This is a genomic window from Methanolinea mesophila, assembly GCF_017873855.1.
In the GTDB taxonomy this organism is placed as follows: Archaea; Halobacteriota; Methanomicrobia; order Methanomicrobiales; family Methanospirillaceae; genus Methanolinea_B; species Methanolinea_B mesophila.
Genome location: NZ_JAGGKR010000001.1, coordinates 297,107 through 313,665, shown reverse-complemented (window position 1 = coordinate 313,665; position 16,559 = coordinate 297,107). Strand labels below are relative to the sequence as shown.

The following is a 16,559-nucleotide window of genomic DNA, read 5'->3' as shown; positions in this document are numbered from 1 at the left end:
TTAGAATAGTGACTTGGGTTTTTTTCCCGGGCCGATCGGACGATTGGAGGGATCATTACGAGCTCTGTCGATGCGGTGGATATCCTCGGTTTTTTTATCATCCTGGTTGTCCTCACCGCGGCTGCGTATCTTCTCGGAAGGTATCTGTTCCGGGTGTTTTCAGGGAACCGTACGGTTCTTTCTCCCGTCTTCTCGCCAGTCGAACACTGGATATACCGCATCATCGGAACCGATCCCGAAGAAGAGAGCGACTGGAAAGGCTATGCAAAAGCAGTGATCATCTTCAACGGGATAGGGTTTCTCGTACTCTTTTGCCTCCTCCTCGCCCAGGGATGGCTGTTCCTCAACCCTGAAGGAATTCCCGGGTTCACCCCCGATCTTGCATTTAATGCGGCTGCAAGTTTCGTCACCAATACCAACTGGCAGGTGTACAGCGGGGAAGTGGCGGCAAGTTATCTCACTCAGGTCGCCGGCTTTGCCGTGCAGAACTTCCTCTCGGCGGGAACAGGGATTTGCATTGCAATTGCCGTCATGCGAGGGCTGACCCGGGTAAAAGATGACCGTCTAGGGAATTTCTGGGTGGATCTCACCAGGGCAGTCCTCTATGTCCTCGTTCCCCTGTCCCTGGTCCTCGCGATCTTCCTTGTCTCACAGGGAGTGATCCAGAATTTTGATCCTTACGTCGTGACCTCCGGGACGGGTCCCGGCGGGGTGCAGACCATCGCGATGGGGCCGGTGGCGTCCCAGGAAGCGATCAAAGAGCTGGGTACGAACGGCGGTGGATTTTTCAACGCGAATTCCGCACATCCCTTTGAAAATCCCACGCCCTGGACGAACATCGCAGAGATTTTCGCCCTTCTTCTTCTCGGGGCATCGCTCCCCTTCACGTTCGGGAGGATGGCCGGAGACCCCCGGCAGGGCCTGGTGCTCTATGGCGTGATGATCGTCATCTTTTCAGGGGCTTTTCTGGGGATCTACGTGGCGGAGTCCGCGGGAAATCCGGTTCTCACGAATCTTGGGGTTTTTGGCCCCCCCATGGAGGGGAAGGAAGTAAGGTTCGGCCTCGCGCCGAGCGTGCTGTTCGCCGTTGCAACCACCGCCACGTCCTGCGGTGCCGTGAACGCGATGATGGACTCCCTCACTCCGCTTGCAGGGTTGGTCCCGCTCATGCTCATCCTGCTGGGTGAGATCGTCTTCGGGGGGGCCGGTTCCGGCTTTTACACCATGATTGCATTTCTTCTCGTGGCAGTCTTCATTGCCGGGCTGATGATCGGGAGGACTCCCGAATACCTGGGAAAAAAGGTCGAGGCCCGGGAGATGCGGTATGCCCTCCTTGCAATACTCGCTCCCGGTATTCTCGTCCTGATACTGTCCGGAATCGCACTTGTGACTCCGGCGGGGTTATCGGCGATCTCCAACCCCGGAGCCCACGGGTTGAGCGAGATCGTCTATGCGTTTGCGAGCATGGCCAACAACAACGGTTCCGCCTTCGCCGGGTTGAACCCAACCGGATTCCTGTATTCGGTGGGAGGAGGAGTCGCGATCCTGATCGGCAGGTTCGTACCTGCCATCGCAATGCTCGCAATCGCTGGGAGTGCAGCCGGTAAAAATACGGTCCCGCCCGGACCGGGAACTCTTCCCACCAGTTCAGCCGTCTTCGTCGTCTGGCTGATCGGCGTGATCGTCGTGGTCGGGGCGCTCACCTTCTTCCCTCTGCTCGCAGCGGGACCGATCGCCGAATACCTGGTAATGGTGGGAGGCGGGTAACGTGTCGAGAAAGAGATACGATCAGGTGAATGCATTCGACCCGGAGATCCTCTCGACTGCACTAAGGGACGCAATAAAGAAACTCGACCCGCGGGTATCCTCACATAACCCGGTGATGTTCCTCGTGGAATTAGGGAGCATTCTCACTACGATCACATTTTTACTCGGGCTTTTTACATCGGCGCCGTCTGAGCCTCTCCTGTTTACCGGGCTGGTCTCGCTCTGGCTCTGGCTCACGGTGATATTTTCCAATTTCGCAGAGGCAGTCTCGGAAGGGCGTGGAAAGGCCAGGGCTTCGTCGCTGCGGCAGTCCAAGGGAGAAGTGGACGCCCGTAGAATTCAGGAAGTATCCTTTACTTCACCATGCGAGGGTGTCAAATCCGGCATGCTGAAAGCCGGAGACCTGGTTCTAGTAAAAACAAACGATCTCATCCCCGGCGACGGGGAAGTGGTCCTCGGGGCCGCCCTGGTCAACGAAGCGGCGGTGACAGGGGAATCGGCCCCGGTCGTCCGGGAGGCGGGAGGCGACAGGAGCGCGGTCACCGGGGGGACGAAGGTTATCGCGAGCGAGATTATCGTGAAGATCACCGTGAACCCCGGGGAAAGTTTCCTGGACCACATGATCGCGATGGTAGAGGGTGCGAAAAGAAGGAAGACCCCGAACGAGATCGCCCTCGAGACCCTGCTTATCGCGCTTACCGGGGTGTTCCTCCTGGTGGTGTTCAACCTCTACCCGGTCACGGCGTACAGTGCGGAGGTTACCGGGTTAGGGGCGCCCGCCTCGATCGCGGTCCTCGCAGCCCTTTTCGTCTGCCTCGCACCCACCACGATCGCAGCCCTTCTCCCCGCGATCGGGATCGCAGGGATGGACCGGTTGTTCCGGAGAAATGTCGTTGCGATGTCGGGACGTGCAATCGAGGCCGCCGGCGACGTGAACGTCCTCCTCCTCGACAAGACCGGGACCATCACGCTCGGAAACCGGCAGGCCGTGGCACTGATCCCGGTGAATCCGGAAGATGCCGGAGATCTCGAAAATGCGGCATTGTATTCTTCTCTGGACGATGAGACTCCCGAAGGAAAAAGCATCATCGACCTGATCGAAAAGGACACGCCGGGAATCAGCCGCCTGATTCCCCCGGGAAGTACGGTGGTCAAATTTTCAGCCCAGACCCGGCTGTCGGGACTGGACAACGGAGGCTGTTGTTACCGGAAAGGAGCTCCCGACGCGATCATCTCGTTCGTGAAAGAACGAAATGGCGATGTCCCGGGAGGAGTGCAGGGAATGGTCGAGGGGATCGCGAAGAGCGGAGGTACCCCTCTCCTCGTGGCGAAGGACGAACGGATCCTCGGCGCCGTGCATCTCAAGGATATTCTCAAGCAGGGCATCCGCGAAAGATTCTTCGACCTCCGGCGGATGGGCATCCGGACGGTCATGATTACCGGAGATAACAACCTGACCGCCACCGCGATCGCGGCGGAAGCAGGCGTCGACGATTTTCTCGGAGAGGCGAAACCCGACGACAAACTCCGGCTGATCAAGGAGTACCAGTCTTCGGGGTACCTGGTCGCCATGACCGGCGACGGCACCAACGACGCCCCGGCCCTCGCACAGGCGGACGTGGCGGTGGCCATGAACTCCGGGACGCAGCCGGCGCGTGAGGCGGCAAACATCATCGACCTGGACAGCGACCCGACGAAACTTCTCGATATCGTCCAGATCGGAAAAGAGATTCTCATCACCCGCGGTGCGCTTACCACTTTTTCCATCGCAAACGACATCGCCAAGTATTTTGCCATTGTCCCCGCGGTCCTGATCGTAATGTACCCGGGCCTTGCCGCCCTGAATGTCATGCAGCTGGGAAGCCCGTATTCCGCGATCCTTGCCGCAGTTATTTTCAACGCGCTCGTGATCCCCCTCCTGATCCCACTTGCACTTCGCGGGGTGAAGTTCCGGCCCATGCCCGCGGGCCAGCTCTTCACCTACAACCTGGTGATTTTCGGTCTTGGAGGGATCGTTGCCCCGTTCATCGGAATAAAGGCAATCGACCTCCTCATCTCGTGGCTGGGGGTGGTATGATATGACTATCCTCCGACCGCTACGGACCGCCGTCCTCCTTTTCGTCATACTGTTCGTCGTCGTGGGGGTCGCGTACCCTCTGGTGGTAACTCTTGCGGGGCAGGCACTGTTCCCGATGCAGGCGAAGGGAAGTCTCATGTTCAACGAAGCAGGAGGCATCGAGGGGTCTCTTTTGATCGGGAAGGAGTTTTCCGGAAACGAGTATTTTATCGGAAGGCCTTCTGCGACGGCGGGAACTCCGTATAATGCATCGGCGTCCGGGGCGTCCAATCTGGGACCCACGAACCCGCTCCTCTTTTCGGAGGTGAACGAGACGATCCTCCGCCTCCAGTCGCGTGGGATCCTCTCCCCCTATCCCTCCGACCTGGTGACCTCCTCGGGAAGCGGGCTTGACCCTCATATCACTCTCGATGCCGCGATGGTGCAGGTCCCCGGAATCGCCGCCGCGAGGGGAGCGGATGAGGAAGAACTGCGGGGAATCGTCCTTTCCCATGCCGAGAGCGGGACATTCCTCTTTACCCAGGACCAGTATGTCAACGTCTACCTCATCAACCTCGACCTTGACAGACACTATGGAACCGGCCGCGGGACGGTGAACCCGCCATGAAACTCTCCGATATTCCGGGAAATATCTCTCCGGGACCGGAAGGACGAGGCACGGACGAAAGGCCCTCGCCGGAAGATTTCCTCGCGGTTGCGCAGGAAGAGGAACGAAAGAAGGTCCGGGGAGAACTCACGATTTACGTGGGGTACGCAGCCGGGGTTGGGAAGACCTATGGCATGCTGCTCGACGCCCTGCAACGGAAAGCAGGGGGAACGGACGTGGTGATCGGGTACGTGGAGACGCACGGGAGGGTGGAGACCGATGCCCTGGCGGCACGCCTGCCCGGAATACCGACCAGGACCGTGCACTACGAGGGGATGGACCTCCGGGAACCCGATATCGACGCCATCATCGCGAGGAGACCGGAGATCGTGCTCATCGACGAGCTCGCCCACACGGATGCTCCGGGCCTCCGCCATAAAAAGCGATTCCAGGATGTCGAGGAGCTCCAGAACGCAGGAATTTCCGTCTATACCACGATGAACATCCAGCACCTCGAGAGCCAGAACGATGCGCTGCTCCAGATCACCGGGATCCAGGTGCAGGAAACAGTCCCCGACTCGGTGGTCAGGGGCGCCGATCATCTCAAGCTGATCGATGTCCCCCCTGATGAACTCCAGAAACGGCTGCAGGAAGGCAAGGTGTACGTAAAAGACATGGCCAACGATGCGATCGTCCGCTTTTTCGAGGAGGGCAACCTCATGGCCCTCCGGCAGCTGACGCTCCGCCAGGTCGCAGGAATGGCGGACCAGCGCCTGCTCCGCCATATGCGGATGAAGGCGGTCGAGGGCCCGTGGCCCGCGACCGAGCGTGTGCTGGTCGGGATCCGGCCGGGACCGTATGCCGAACGGATGGTCCGCGCCGCCTACCGGATGTCGATGCGCCTCAATGCCGAGTGGGAAGTGCTCTTCGTGGAAACCCCCGACGAGATGAACGCCTCCGACCAGGAAAAGAGGTGGATAGACGAGGCGCTTTCCACGGCACACAAACTCGGCGGGCATATCGTGCGGTTCCGGGGAGCAAACGTTGCGGACGAGGTCATCCGTTATGCCCGCGCCCATAACGTGACCATGATCATCCTCGGAAAGCCCCGAGGACTGGATATCCTGATCTCCCCGGTCTACCGGATCATGAGGGCGACCAAGGGAATCGACATCTATCTCTTCGACTGGAAAGCAGAGTTTCCCATTCCTTTCCACCAGAACATCCCGCTGCTGCTCCCCCGGCACTACCTCATGGGGCTGGTGGGGGTCGTCGCGGTCACGCTTTTGAACTATTTCCTCCTGGGCACGATCAGCGAAGCCAACATGCTCATCCTCCAGCTGCTCCCCGTAGTGCTGGTCGCGTATTTCTTCGGGAGGGGGGCCTCGGTGTTTACCGCGATCATGAGCGTGCTGGTCTTCGATTTTGTTTTTGTCCGCCCCTATTTCACCCTCACCGTGCACGACTGGGAGTATTTCATCTCGTTTATCGGCTACGTCTTCATCGCGCTGCTGGTCAGTTACCTTGCAACCCGCCTGCGTTACGTGGTCCAGCAGGTATGGAGGAGCGAAGTGAAAGTCTCCGCGGTCTCTGGGCTCTCAAAAGAACTCGCGGAGGCCGGTGGACGCCGGGAAGTGCTTGACGCGCTTCTTCGGCAGGGAAGGTCTTTGGGGGCCGAAAAGGTGACTATATTCATCCCTTCGAACGGCCTCTTGGGAATAAAGGAGGGAGACCGGGACTACCCCTCACCGGAAAAGGAGGATATGATTGCCGAGTGGGCCTACGAAAACGGTCTGCCCGCCGGAAGGGGGACGGACACTCTTCCGAATGCCGCGGGTACCTATATTCCCCTCAAGGCCCAGAACATGAAATTCGGTGTGATGGGGTTCTTCTTCCCTGCGGAAATGCACCGGATATCGCCGGACACCCTCGAAATGCTGGAGACGATTGGACGGTTGGGGGCGCTCTCCCTGGAAAAAATTGAATAAATTCCCAGATTTTCGAATAAAAAGATACGCCGGTGAGTACGTTCATTCACCTCCTTTCCTGCCCTCTTTCAGGAGCAGCCCGTACTCGATCTTCGAATAGCAGCCGGGCGATGGATGGATCTATGGTGGTTCAACAAGACTCACACGAACCCCGCAGAAGGGTGAATAACCATTATGTACGGGAGGTATTGCGGGAAAGAGAGTCCCTGTTACAATTAACGGTGACAATGGAATTTTTCCGGAGGGAGAGAAAACAGCAATTTTACCGTGATCGATATGCCCCTGCCTATTCGGTCTTCTCACCCCTTTCCCTGAAAAATATAAAAAATGATATCCGACGAACTCAGAGATTACGAGGTATAGACTGTCCCGGAGCGGTAATTTTTGAGGTATACCCCAGCACTTTCCGGAACAAGGTGATATCACCGCTCGCGGTCGTAGTCTCGGAATACACCAGGTCTTCCGCTTTCGAATCGACGAGGTAGTCTTCCGGGATGAAATACAGGCGCCCCTCCTGGACATGGACGTCGATATGCGATTCGACGCTGCCCATGGCAGGCACATCCCCGAGTCCTTTCAGCGTGATCGCATAGTTCGATTCCACTCCGGCATCGGAGATCGGAACCTCCTCCTCAAATAACTGTGAAGTGGGCGGGTGGCCCGCGGATTCCATGATGTAGCGTTGATCGGTGCGGGTCGCGAGCGAACCAAGGGTCAGGTCGACACTGCTGCCTTCCTGCACGATGGAGCAGAAGTCGGGGTTTACATTGTCGTTCGGGCTGGCAAACGGACAGATCATGATATCACTGTTATAAAATGCCAATCCGGCCCCGTCAAGGACAGAGCTCTCTCCCGAGGTCATCCGGCCGGTATCCGTACCGATGAACTCGACGAGCTTGTCCGTCTGCACGTTGAACAGGTCCGTGGTCGCCATCCCGGACGTGTCGGTGGTCATGGTCTTCGTGTAACTCACGAGACCCTGGTCCGCAACAGTCTCCTCGGTATACGCACTGGTATATTCGGCAAGGTATCCATACGCCCCCCATTCACCCAATGGAAAAGGCAACGGTCCGAGCAACTCTGTTGCAGCGTTTGCAATAATATTCACTACGCTATCGGTCTCTGTTATCGTCCCCACTGCCGATATGGCGGTGGAGGTGGTAAATCCCTGGGTCTCCGGAACCTGCGGGACGCCGGTATCAGCCATTGCGGTGCCGATGCAGAGTGTCAGCGCGATAGCAGCCAGTAGATAAAAACCTTTTATGATAACTCCCCCTGGGGTTTGACTGATGGTATCAGCAAGAGGTGATATGATTCCGGATTATTAAAAATCTTTTTTTAAAATTGAATTTGGGGTCTCTTCGCCCCTTCTTCATCGCACTGAGGAACAGGGGGTGTACATCCCGCTGATCACGATGTAGGGTTTTGAATCGCTCCCCTGTATCAGCCGGAAATACGCGGACTTATAGTAGACGCCGCTCTCTTCGGGGATGACCCAGATGTAATCCACCCAGCCGGTCCCTTCGGTCAGTGCTTTTTCGGTGATCCGGTCGCGGAACGGGGTACCGGCGACATCGGTCTTGCCCCGCATGTTGACCCCTACGAGCCGGGGGTTGTCCGCCTCGGCGACGATGGTCTCGTTGGTATCATACACGAACACGTAGAGGGCCCGGTTGTTTTTATCCCAGAACGGGTGCTCGCCCGTATTGATCCTTGCAATCGTCCCCGGCGCATCCTTCTCCATCTCCGCCGCGGTGAAGTTTACAAGGCTCGTCACCTGGTCCGCGGTCACCGGAGGCCGGTCCACGCAGGTCACTCCCACGTAGCGGTACACGATGCGCTGGTATGCCGTTATCCCTTCGGAATCAGGCTCGTTCCGGAGCGCATCAAGCGCGGCCTGGAACGCTCCGACGGTTTCGTCGGGCGTATTCCGGTTGAATGCGTAATATATGTCCGCGGAATCCAGGGTGTACACCGCCTCGAAGTACCCGGGGTCTCCCGTCGCCTTCCCGGCGAAATACCGTCCGGCAGCCTGGCCGTAGACCCAGAGGTCGATGGAGCGGTTCTGCACGGCAGAGATGAGTTCGGGGGCGTTGTCCATCGTCACGATATGTGACCGGTTTACGCCCAGGTCCTCTAACTGGAGGAGCGCCGCGTCGTCCTTCACCACCCCTATCCGGTAGCCGTCGAGGTCCCCGGGGGTATTGATGACAATGTGGTCGCCCCGCACGGCGAATACCACCTGGTGCAGGGAACCGATCGGCCCGGCCCACTTGAACAGGGCTTCGCGCTCCGGGAGCCTCGTCACTGCGAGGATCACGGTATCATTCTCATCCAGGCCTGCCTGGTAGGCTTCGGCCCAGGGGAGCATGCGGATCCTGCCGGGTGCGAGGGTCCGGTTCATCTCCCTGTACGCCCCGGCGAGCAGGTCGACGGAAATTCCCTCGAGCGTGCCGTTCTCCACGTAATTGAAGGGAGGATACTCTTCGGTGACGAACTTCAGTTCGTCCGCTCCGCCAGGGGATGCGGCGACCGTCGCTCCTGGGGACTCCGGAAGGGACGAAGGGGTCGTGCAACCCGAAAACAAGGTCGCACATGCAGCGAGGACGAGAAGGAACACAATGATGGTGCGTTTCATGGATACCAGCCTGGAAGTTTTTTTCTGTCGGCCGCTCTTATGTGTTCCGGAATCTCGCGGGACCTTTTTCCCGCAACAAGATTGATCCTGACGAGTCGCCGGGGAGGAATCCGCCCGCCGGGTGAATAGTCCTGTAGCCCCGCGGTTTTCCGCCTGACCACAGGTGAACGGTATAATTGCCGACGATTTCCTGCGGCAACGTGCCGCTATCCCATGTACCTAAGTTTCATGGCATTTATTCCCAAAACCACTCCATACTTACAGACTGGTGAAAAGAGAGCGATGACCCAATCTTCCCTCCGGCGGTTTGGTACCGAGCTTGCGAGTTTCTATTATCTCACGATCCTGAACCTCTGCACCGGTGCGATCGCGATTGCATTTGTGACGGTCTCATTTGCGATAAATTTCCTGCCTCCTGGTCCGGCCGTGCGTCCCGGTATCTTTACGGTCTGGGTGGCGGCCGGTGTTGCGTCCGTCCTGCTCAGTATCTTCTGGATTACGCTCAGTGCAAAAATCCTCAACGGGATACAAAGGATCTGGGGGGAGTATACAAGACGGACGGAACCTGTCCCGGACAAGACCCTCGCAGGATGGATCATCGGGACGGTCACCTCCTACCGGAAGAACCGGGGAGCGATCCGGGCCATGATTCTTGTCTGCATCGCATCGGGGGTCTGTCTTCTCGTGTTCGGAATTACGGGGACCCTTGAATCGTATTCCATAAGTCTCACCTCGGGGACGATGACAATTTCAAGCGTGCACATTATCCCTCCGGCACTTGTCGCACTCTTCATCGCGCTGGTAAGCCTGGCCAGTTCCTGGTATTTCGCGAAATTCTCCAGGATCTCCGACGGGAGGCAGCGCGAGATCGAACGTGGTACGGAGCAGCTGGAACGATCCTTTGGGATGGGGAAGGAATGAACGTGGCCGAGCGAAGGACATCGTATGAGATCTGCTGGGAGATCCTTACGTTCTGCAGCGTCCCCCGGACCTTTACGGCGATTGTCGGCCGCTGCGATCTCAACTCGAAGAACGGGCAGAAATACCTGGGTCTCCTTGCCGGCCGCGGGTTCCTGAACGTCGAGGACGACGGTGAACGGTCGCACTATGTGGCAACGGACCGGGCAGAGGAATTCATCACGCAGTTTACCCTGTTGTACAAGGGACTGTATGACAAGGGGCCCGGATTCCGGCTGTAACCTCCTGAGGCATACCCCCGTATAAGAGCCGGGCTTTGCCCACACACGGGGATAACTTTTGTTATGCACCCGGTCGAGGGCAGACTATCATGACCGTCATTCCCGGGCGAGGAGAAACTTCCGCACGTTGTCGGTGCTGCCGATGAAATACACCAGGTCATCGCGCTCGAGGGAGGTATCGGGGCCGGGATTCAGGAGTGCCTGCCCTCCCCGCTGGATGGCGATGACGCTTATCCCCTTCTCCTTCCGCCATGAGATCTCGGCCAGGTTCTTCCCGGTGAAAGAATCCTCCGGACCCACCCTGAAAGACCCGACTTCCAGTTCGGGCAACTGTTTCGGGAGCGGGGGCACCGGCGAGGGGAGAGGTTGCCTGAGCATCTCGTAGTTCTCCGTCCTGACTTCCCCGACGAGATGGTTCACTTCCGGTGCCGGGATGTTGAAATTACGCAGCACCCGGGTGAATATCTCGATGGAGGTCTCGAACTCCTCGGGGATCACCTCGTCGGCACCGAGGTTCTGCAGGACGGGGACCTCGTTCATAAACCGTGTCCTGACCAGGATGTGGACCCGGGCACTCAGCGCCCGGGCGCCCTGGACGATCTGCTCGGTGGCGATACGGTCCGCGATGACCACCACGAGGTGGCGGGCGTCCCTGATACCTGCGAGTTCGAGCACCGCCTGCTGGGTGGCATCGCCGTAAAAGATCGGCTCGCCGGCTTCGCAGTATTCCCTGACGGTGTCGGGGTTCAGTTCGATGATCCGGTAGGGGATCCCGGCATACTTCGCCGCACGGGCGACATTCATGCCGTTGAACCCGTATCCGACTATGATGAGGTGTCCTGTCATGGCCGGAGCCCTGGTGAGGTCGAACTCGCAGGACGGCCCGACGAGCTGCTCCATCCCACCCGAGATCCTCGCCGCGATACGGTGCGACCCGGCGATGAAAAAGGGAGTCGCGACCATGGTGATCAGGGTGATGTCGATGATTACCTGGTAGACGGTCCCGGATATCAGCCCCAGCCCTTCGCCGGTGCTGGCCAGGATGAACGAAAATTCACCGATCTGGCAGAGCGCGAACCCGGTGAGAATCCCCGTCCTCGCGGGAAGGCCGAGAAAGAGGGTCGCCATGGCCCCGGTGCAGAACTTGAGGGCGATGACCCCGATCGCCAGGGCGATGATGAGCACGGGCATGGAAAAGAAGACGCCGACGTCGAGCAGCATGCCGATCGAGATAAAAAAGAAGCCGGCGAACAGGTCCCGGAACGGCATGATGTGGCTTAAAGCAGCCACGCTGAACTCGGACTCGGACAGGATCAGCCCGGCGATGAACGCACCGAGCGCAAGCGACACCCCCGTCTGGCTGATGATCCAGGCGACGGAAAAACAGATGGCGATGACGGAGAGCAGGAAGAGTTCCTGGCTCCTCACCTTCGCCGAGTAATAGAGGAGGCGGGGGATGACGTACCTGCTCGTGATCAGCACTATCACGAGGATGACGATCCCCGTCACGACCAGGAGCGCGATCGATGCAGGACTGAAGGACCCGGTCCCGGCGAGGATGGGAGTGATGAACATCAGGGGGATGAGCATGAGGTCCTGGAAGATGAGGATCGAGAGTGCGGTCTTTCCCTGGATGCTCTCGAGTTCTCCCCGTTCCTGGAGGATTTTCATCACGATCGCGGTGCTGCTCAACGATACGAGGAACCCGAGGAAGAGCGCCTGGGGGAGGGGAGCACCCGCGAACAGGGTGGCGGCCGTGACGATGCCCGTGGTCAGGACCAGCTGCAACGCCCCGCCGATCACGACCAGTTTCTTTGACTCGAAGAACGTCTTTAACGAGAACTGTATCCCGATCGTGAAGAGGAGGAAGATGATCCCGATCTCCGCGAACAGCTCGATGATGTCCCGGCTCCCCACCAGGCTCAGCACGAACGGGCCGGCGAGAATACCTGAAAGTATGTACCCGATGATCGACGGGATCTTCAGGAAATTGCAGATGAAGAGGACGATGAGGGCGAGGATCACGATGAACATGATCTCCAGGAGGAACACCGGGTCCATGCGAGTTCATACTATGATCCGGGAGCACCATAAAATGGCCCCTTAACCCGCCGGATCAGGAGTTGAAAAATTAATCGGGGTCTATTCTGGGTTGGAATTCGCTCCCCTTCCCGCCACCCGTCAGCAGCCCGACCTCGATTTCGTTGTGACCGCCGGGCACCGAAACGATGCGGCGCACTTTCCGCGGCACGGAGTCAGTTAAGGGAATTCCTGTCTTCGTGCAGGTCGGGATCGTATGCAATCGGTCGTTCCGGCACCTCGGCAGAGACGAACACCATCAGGTCCGATACAGGTTGCCCGGAACGTTTGCCCCGGAAATACATTCTCCTGCAATCTTCGCCTGATAGAATCTTCGTGCCGGTAAACCCCAGCTCTGCGAGGAACGTCACGACCTCCCCCTCGGAAAACCCGGAAAGGAATGGTTCGCCAAGCGCTCGCGTATAGTCCAGGATGGTACGAGCATCCTCCCGGTTGCGGGTCCCGTCGATAACAAAGCCCTGGATGTAATCGAAAAGGACTATACTGCCCGGCCCGGCATGCTGTCTGATACACCCGAACAGATTCCCAATCGCCTCGACGGGCAGATACATGACGAGGCCCTCCAGAAGAAACAGGGTTTTTTTCTTCACCGAGCACCCGGCTGATGATAGTACCTGTTCCAGGTCCCCGGCACTGAGATCTGTCGGTACATAAGTGACGTGGCTGGGAAGGGATCCGAAAATTTTCTTGATGATACCGGCCTTGACGTGCAGCATGGCCGGTCGATCGACCTCGAATACCGTGCTGGGGGTCAGTTCTCCGATACGGTACGCCCTGGTGTCGTATCCCGCTCCAAGAATGACGAGTTGCTCGAGTCCGTCGCGGGCTGCCGCCGTGATCATATCGTCGAAATACCGGACCCTGGTCCGTATCACGTTGCTCCAGCCCGGCACCTTTTTCTCCCATGCCGCCGCCATGGCCTTTATCTCATCCGGGTGCGACCTCGCCCAAAGGAGCAGGTCCGGGTCGATAAAATGAACCGCATAGGGGTCGTAACAGATCCGCTCATCCTCCGGCAGGTTGGACTCGACAAACCGCTGCATGGCGATATCTTCTGCCGTCCTACTCAGGCTCGTCTTCTTTCTCGGTAGTTCAGGTATTTTATCAGTTCTATTTTTCCACTCGTCAGACCTTTCCATACTATTCACCTACTCCGGGGATCAGTGTGCGGGACCTGCCCGGCATGGATTTCGACCCCTCGATTTCCTCCTGGCGCACTACATCTTCCACGTGCGTCTGGACGACATTCACCCGGCTGCGATCCCGCGAACATCCTGTTTCCCTGGGTTTCCGATTCTCTTTCGTACACGTTCCATGGGAGCTATTCCGATGAATGGGTCAAAGGATCCCGGATTTCATCCCTGCGTTGTCGGTTATCATGAAGCAGATACCCGCTATAACTGGAGTATTGCTCTCCTGTCCCTCTTCTCCCCCGGGAGAAAATCGTGAGCCACCATTCGTATCAGATTTCGAATTTCCCGAAGAAATAGGTCTCTTTCACGCTTTTTGCCTTCTCCTCCGCCCACTTTTCTAGACCCATCTTCCGGATGAGCGCGAGGTTGAACACCTTGGTATTATGCGGAAGCAGCGACGCATGTTCGGCAAAGGGATGCAGATTATCGCACGGGAAATCAGAACACTCGGCACACGAATAGATGCCTTTTTCTGCAACGCACCGGTACACCTTGCACAGTCCGAGGCCGTTCAGCCGGCGGACCGGGCAGAGCCCGTTCTCCGGGCGACATCCTTTGCACGCCGCTTCTTCGTGCGACACATGGAACATCGCCATGTTTTCTTTCCTGATGTCGTCGTCACTGCCTGCCAGATACAGGCGGCAGTTGAAACAATCGAGACCGCACGGTGCGGTCAGTGCCTTAACTTCTTCGCGGTTCATCTCTTCACCTTGCGATTACGTTTCTTTTCTGCACGTGAACAGAATTATCGAATTTCTGGCACATGCAGTGCGTTTCATTGAAAGATAATGTGCTGATTATTCATTCACACTTAATAAATGATGCCGATTATTTCTTTTCGTGGAGTGAGGTAATAAATAGGATTTCGGGCGGAACGTGGAATCCCGAGCTGAAGTACCTGGGCGATTATTTCGTATCCGTCGTAGATGAGGAAAAGTGTGAACCGTCGGGTCAGGAGGGACCCGGCTCATCTCCTCTCCCTAAGGATTGACCGGGTGAAAGCCCGCTTCTTTTTTACCACCCGGTTAAAACGTTAGAGTGGTTTTCATGATGCGATACGGGTTCATCGGCACCGGATCCATGGGGAGCATGTTGATCCGGAAAATTATCGGGACCGGTCTTGTTGCACCGGGTGCGATCTCGGCCAGTTCGAAGTCAGGGATATCGGCTCGTGCCCTTGCCGGAACTACCGGCATCACTGCGGAACCATCCAACCGGTCGGTGGCGGGAAACTCCGATGTTCTTTTTATCTGTGTGAAACCGCTCGAAGTCAGGGGTGTTCTCCATGAGGTCAGGGACGTGCTGAAACACGATACCCTGCTTGTCTCAATCGCAGGATGTGTCAGCCTTGAAAACCTCCGGGATTGGGCAGGTGATGCCATCCGTTGTGTCCGAATCATCCCGAGCGTGACTGCTGAAGAGGGTGCCGGGATTTCACTCGTAGCGTGGGGGCATGACGTCCGACAGGAAGACAAGGAGCTCGTCCTCGGACTTTTGAATGCTATCGGTAATGCCGTGGAAACCGATGAGCGGAATTTTGATTCCCTGACGGACCTGACGAGCTGCGGCCCGGCGCTGATGGTCGCGATGATGCGGGAGTTTGGCGGGGCTGCAGTCCGGACCGGGACTATCCCGCCCGATCTCGCGGAATATCTGGTAAAGGAGACGATGATCGGGACTGCACTGATCCTCGAAGCCGGAAATACGACGTTCGATGGTGTCATTGAAAGGGTGGCAACGAAAGGCGGCATTACGGAGGAGGGGGTAAAAGTACTCGAGGACCGGCTCCCGGACGTAATGGATGCGGTCCTTTCGGCCATGGATGCAAAGCGCCGGGTTGTGAGCCGAAAGGTAGCGGACGGTGAATATTCCCATTAGGTCGGATTGCAGGCGGCCCCACTGCACGAAGTGACCGTGCAAGGTCTGTAAAAAAAGAGAAAAAAAAATAGAAGACGATTTTTCCGTTCGCCTTACGTTTCGACCGGGATATATTTTTCGGCAGGACCGGTGAACTGTGATTTATAGTTCATCGTTTTCTGGAAGAGCGTGATCTCCCCGGTTGCCGTGGTCAGTTCCGAGTATACCAGGTCTTCGGCCTTCGGGTACTGATAGTCCTCGTAAAGGTTGCCGGTACCGCGTTGAAGGAACGTACGTCCTTCCTGCACATGTGCATTCATGTATGCGGATGCACTCCCGACTGCCGCGACATCACCGAACCCGGTAAGCTTCACGCTATAGTCCGCCTCGACACCGGGGTCTGCAACCGGATACGGCCAGGCCATGCCATAAAAGGATGGTTCCGGAACTGCCAGCATAATAAAGCGTTCCGCCGACTGTGAAGAAAGCGAGCCGAGGGTAATATCTACCGAACTTCCCTCTTCTACGATATTGCAGAGCGGCGCGACGACATCGTCACCACTCTCTGTTGCAAACGGGCAGATTAGCGTCAAATTGGCATTCGTTCCGGCCCCTGCACCATCGAGGAGCAGCGATTCCCCGGAGACCATCCTGCCGGTCTCACTCCCGATAAACTCCGCGAGGGTGTCGGTGACAAGGTTATACTGGTTCTCTGCCGCCATTCCGGCAGTGTCATACGCGACGGTCCTGGCAATGGAGACGAGGCCCTGGTCGGCGATGGTGTGCTCCGAATAGGCGCTCGAATAGATGAACGAATACCCTCCCAACGGGGGAGCCGGAGGCCAATATGCCGTGTATCCGTTATCGATTGTCGTGGTAATGCTGTCGGTCTCCGTAGCGGTCCCGATCAGCTGCATGAGCGTACTCGTCTCAAACCCCTGCGTCTCTTCAACCTGTGGCACCCCGATGTCGGCGAGCGCACCACCGGTTGCTACAAGGATAATTAAAAGTGCTGTCAGAATAATCCGGATTTTCATCCATACCTCCTGTATTTTGCGTTGGTTTAACATTCTTTTTTTAAAATATACGGATATTTAACCGTTGCTGAATTTGTCCCGGAGCATTCGCAAGGCACTTTTTCCCGTGCACCGGCG

At 57.5% G+C, this 16,559-nt stretch carries 13 protein-coding genes; 7 read left to right on the top strand and 6 right to left on the bottom strand.

The annotated features are described in order from the left end of the window. Window positions 1-75 precede the first annotated feature (75 nt). The 4 genes from kdpA to J2741_RS01435 are packed head-to-tail and all read left to right on the top strand — an operon-like array spanning window position 76 to window position 6,418. On the top strand, window positions 76-1,767 hold the full coding sequence (gene kdpA, locus J2741_RS01450; protein ID WP_342452202.1) for a potassium-transporting ATPase subunit KdpA: 1,692 nt from the start codon (window positions 76-78) through the stop codon (window positions 1,765-1,767). 1 nt (window position 1,768) lies between these two features. After that, a complete protein-coding gene (gene kdpB / locus J2741_RS01445; RefSeq protein ID WP_209673279.1) occupies window positions 1,769-3,844 on the top strand; it encodes a potassium-transporting ATPase subunit KdpB in 2,076 nt (691 codons plus the stop codon). A gap of 1 nt (window position 3,845) precedes the next feature. Next, window positions 3,846-4,451, top strand: coding sequence for a potassium-transporting ATPase subunit KdpC (gene kdpC / locus J2741_RS01440; RefSeq protein ID WP_209673278.1), 606 nt, complete (start codon window positions 3,846-3,848; stop codon window positions 4,449-4,451). Next, on the top strand, window positions 4,448-6,418 hold the full coding sequence (locus J2741_RS01435; protein ID WP_209673277.1) for a DUF4118 domain-containing protein: 1,971 nt from the start codon (window positions 4,448-4,450) through the stop codon (window positions 6,416-6,418). The genes kdpC and J2741_RS01435 overlap by 4 nt, the downstream gene beginning before the upstream one ends. A gap of 343 nt (window positions 6,419-6,761) precedes the next feature. On the opposite strand, the gene J2741_RS01430 is transcribed toward J2741_RS01435, so the two are convergent. Together J2741_RS01430 and J2741_RS01425 are read right to left on the bottom strand one after the other, a co-directional pair. Further along, a complete protein-coding gene (locus tag J2741_RS01430; protein WP_209673276.1) occupies window positions 6,762-7,625 on the bottom strand; it encodes a hypothetical protein in 864 nt (287 codons plus the stop codon). Between the two features lie 165 nt (window positions 7,626-7,790). Then, on the bottom strand, window positions 7,791-9,056 hold the full coding sequence (locus J2741_RS01425) for a transporter substrate-binding domain-containing protein (RefSeq protein WP_209673275.1): 1,266 nt from the start codon (window positions 9,054-9,056) through the stop codon (window positions 7,791-7,793). A 282-nt stretch (window positions 9,057-9,338) separates the two neighbouring features. Here J2741_RS01425 and J2741_RS01420 point away from each other — a divergent pair, with 282 nt between their 5' ends. Together J2741_RS01420 and J2741_RS01415 are read left to right on the top strand one after the other, a co-directional pair. Further along, on the top strand, window positions 9,339-9,977 hold the full coding sequence (locus J2741_RS01420) for a hypothetical protein (RefSeq protein ID WP_209673274.1): 639 nt from the start codon (window positions 9,339-9,341) through the stop codon (window positions 9,975-9,977). Next, a complete protein-coding gene (locus J2741_RS01415) occupies window positions 9,974-10,255 on the top strand; it encodes a winged helix-turn-helix domain-containing protein (RefSeq protein WP_245249336.1) in 282 nt (93 codons plus the stop codon). Before J2741_RS01420 ends, J2741_RS01415 begins: the two co-directional genes overlap by 4 nt. A 96-nt stretch (window positions 10,256-10,351) precedes the next feature. On the opposite strand, the gene J2741_RS01410 is transcribed toward J2741_RS01415, so the two are convergent. From J2741_RS01410 to J2741_RS01400, 3 genes are all read right to left on the bottom strand, one after another. Further along, window positions 10,352-12,316 (bottom strand): cation:proton antiporter domain-containing protein, encoded by a 1,965-nt coding sequence (locus J2741_RS01410; RefSeq protein ID WP_209673273.1) that lies wholly within the window; start codon window positions 12,314-12,316, stop codon window positions 10,352-10,354. A 194-nt stretch (window positions 12,317-12,510) separates the two neighbouring features. Beyond that, entirely contained in the window at window positions 12,511-13,494 is a 984-nt protein-coding gene (locus J2741_RS01405) for a class I SAM-dependent methyltransferase (protein ID WP_280897074.1), read from the bottom strand. 323 nt (window positions 13,495-13,817) lie between these two features. Next, window positions 13,818-14,249: a DUF3795 domain-containing protein gene (locus J2741_RS01400; RefSeq protein WP_209673271.1), complete on the bottom strand. Its 432-nt coding sequence runs from the start codon at window positions 14,247-14,249 to the stop codon at window positions 13,818-13,820. Window positions 14,250-14,595: 346 nt separating this feature from the next. On the opposite strand from J2741_RS01400, the gene J2741_RS01395 reads away from it, so the two are divergent. Next, window positions 14,596-15,426, top strand: coding sequence for a pyrroline-5-carboxylate reductase family protein (locus J2741_RS01395; protein ID WP_342452201.1), 831 nt, complete (start codon window positions 14,596-14,598; stop codon window positions 15,424-15,426). 92 nt (window positions 15,427-15,518) lie between these two features. On the opposite strand, the gene J2741_RS01390 is transcribed toward J2741_RS01395, so the two are convergent. After that, window positions 15,519-16,442, bottom strand: a complete 924-nt coding sequence (locus tag J2741_RS01390; RefSeq protein WP_209673269.1) for a hypothetical protein — start codon at window positions 16,440-16,442, stop codon at window positions 15,519-15,521. Window positions 16,443-16,559: the final 117 nt, after the last annotated feature.

Bases quoted from the DNA above. Each gene is read 5' to 3' on its own strand.
- kdpC (WP_209673278.1), top strand. From the start codon at position 3,846: ATGACTATCCTCCGACCGCTACGGACCGCCGTCCTCCTTTTCGTCATA.
- J2741_RS01435 (WP_209673277.1), top strand. From the start codon at position 4,448: ATGAAACTCTCCGATATTCCGGGAAATATCTCTCCGGGACCGGAAGGA.
- J2741_RS01430 (WP_209673276.1), bottom strand. From the start codon at position 7,625: ATGGCTGATACCGGCGTCCCGCAGGTTCCGGAGACCCAGGGATTTACC.
- J2741_RS01425 (WP_209673275.1), bottom strand. From the start codon at position 9,056: ATGAAACGCACCATCATTGTGTTCCTTCTCGTCCTCGCTGCATGTGCG.
- J2741_RS01420 (WP_209673274.1), top strand. From the start codon at position 9,339: ATGACCCAATCTTCCCTCCGGCGGTTTGGTACCGAGCTTGCGAGTTTC.
- J2741_RS01415 (WP_245249336.1), top strand. From the start codon at position 9,974: ATGAACGTGGCCGAGCGAAGGACATCGTATGAGATCTGCTGGGAGATC.
- J2741_RS01410 (WP_209673273.1), bottom strand. From the start codon at position 12,316: ATGGACCCGGTGTTCCTCCTGGAGATCATGTTCATCGTGATCCTCGCC.
- J2741_RS01405 (WP_280897074.1), bottom strand. From the start codon at position 13,494: ATGGAAAGGTCTGACGAGTGGAAAAATAGAACTGATAAAATACCTGAA.
- J2741_RS01400 (WP_209673271.1), bottom strand. From the start codon at position 14,249: ATGAACCGCGAAGAAGTTAAGGCACTGACCGCACCGTGCGGTCTCGAT.
- J2741_RS01395 (WP_342452201.1), top strand. From the start codon at position 14,596: ATGATGCGATACGGGTTCATCGGCACCGGATCCATGGGGAGCATGTTG.
- J2741_RS01390 (WP_209673269.1), bottom strand. From the start codon at position 16,442: ATGAAAATCCGGATTATTCTGACAGCACTTTTAATTATCCTTGTAGCA.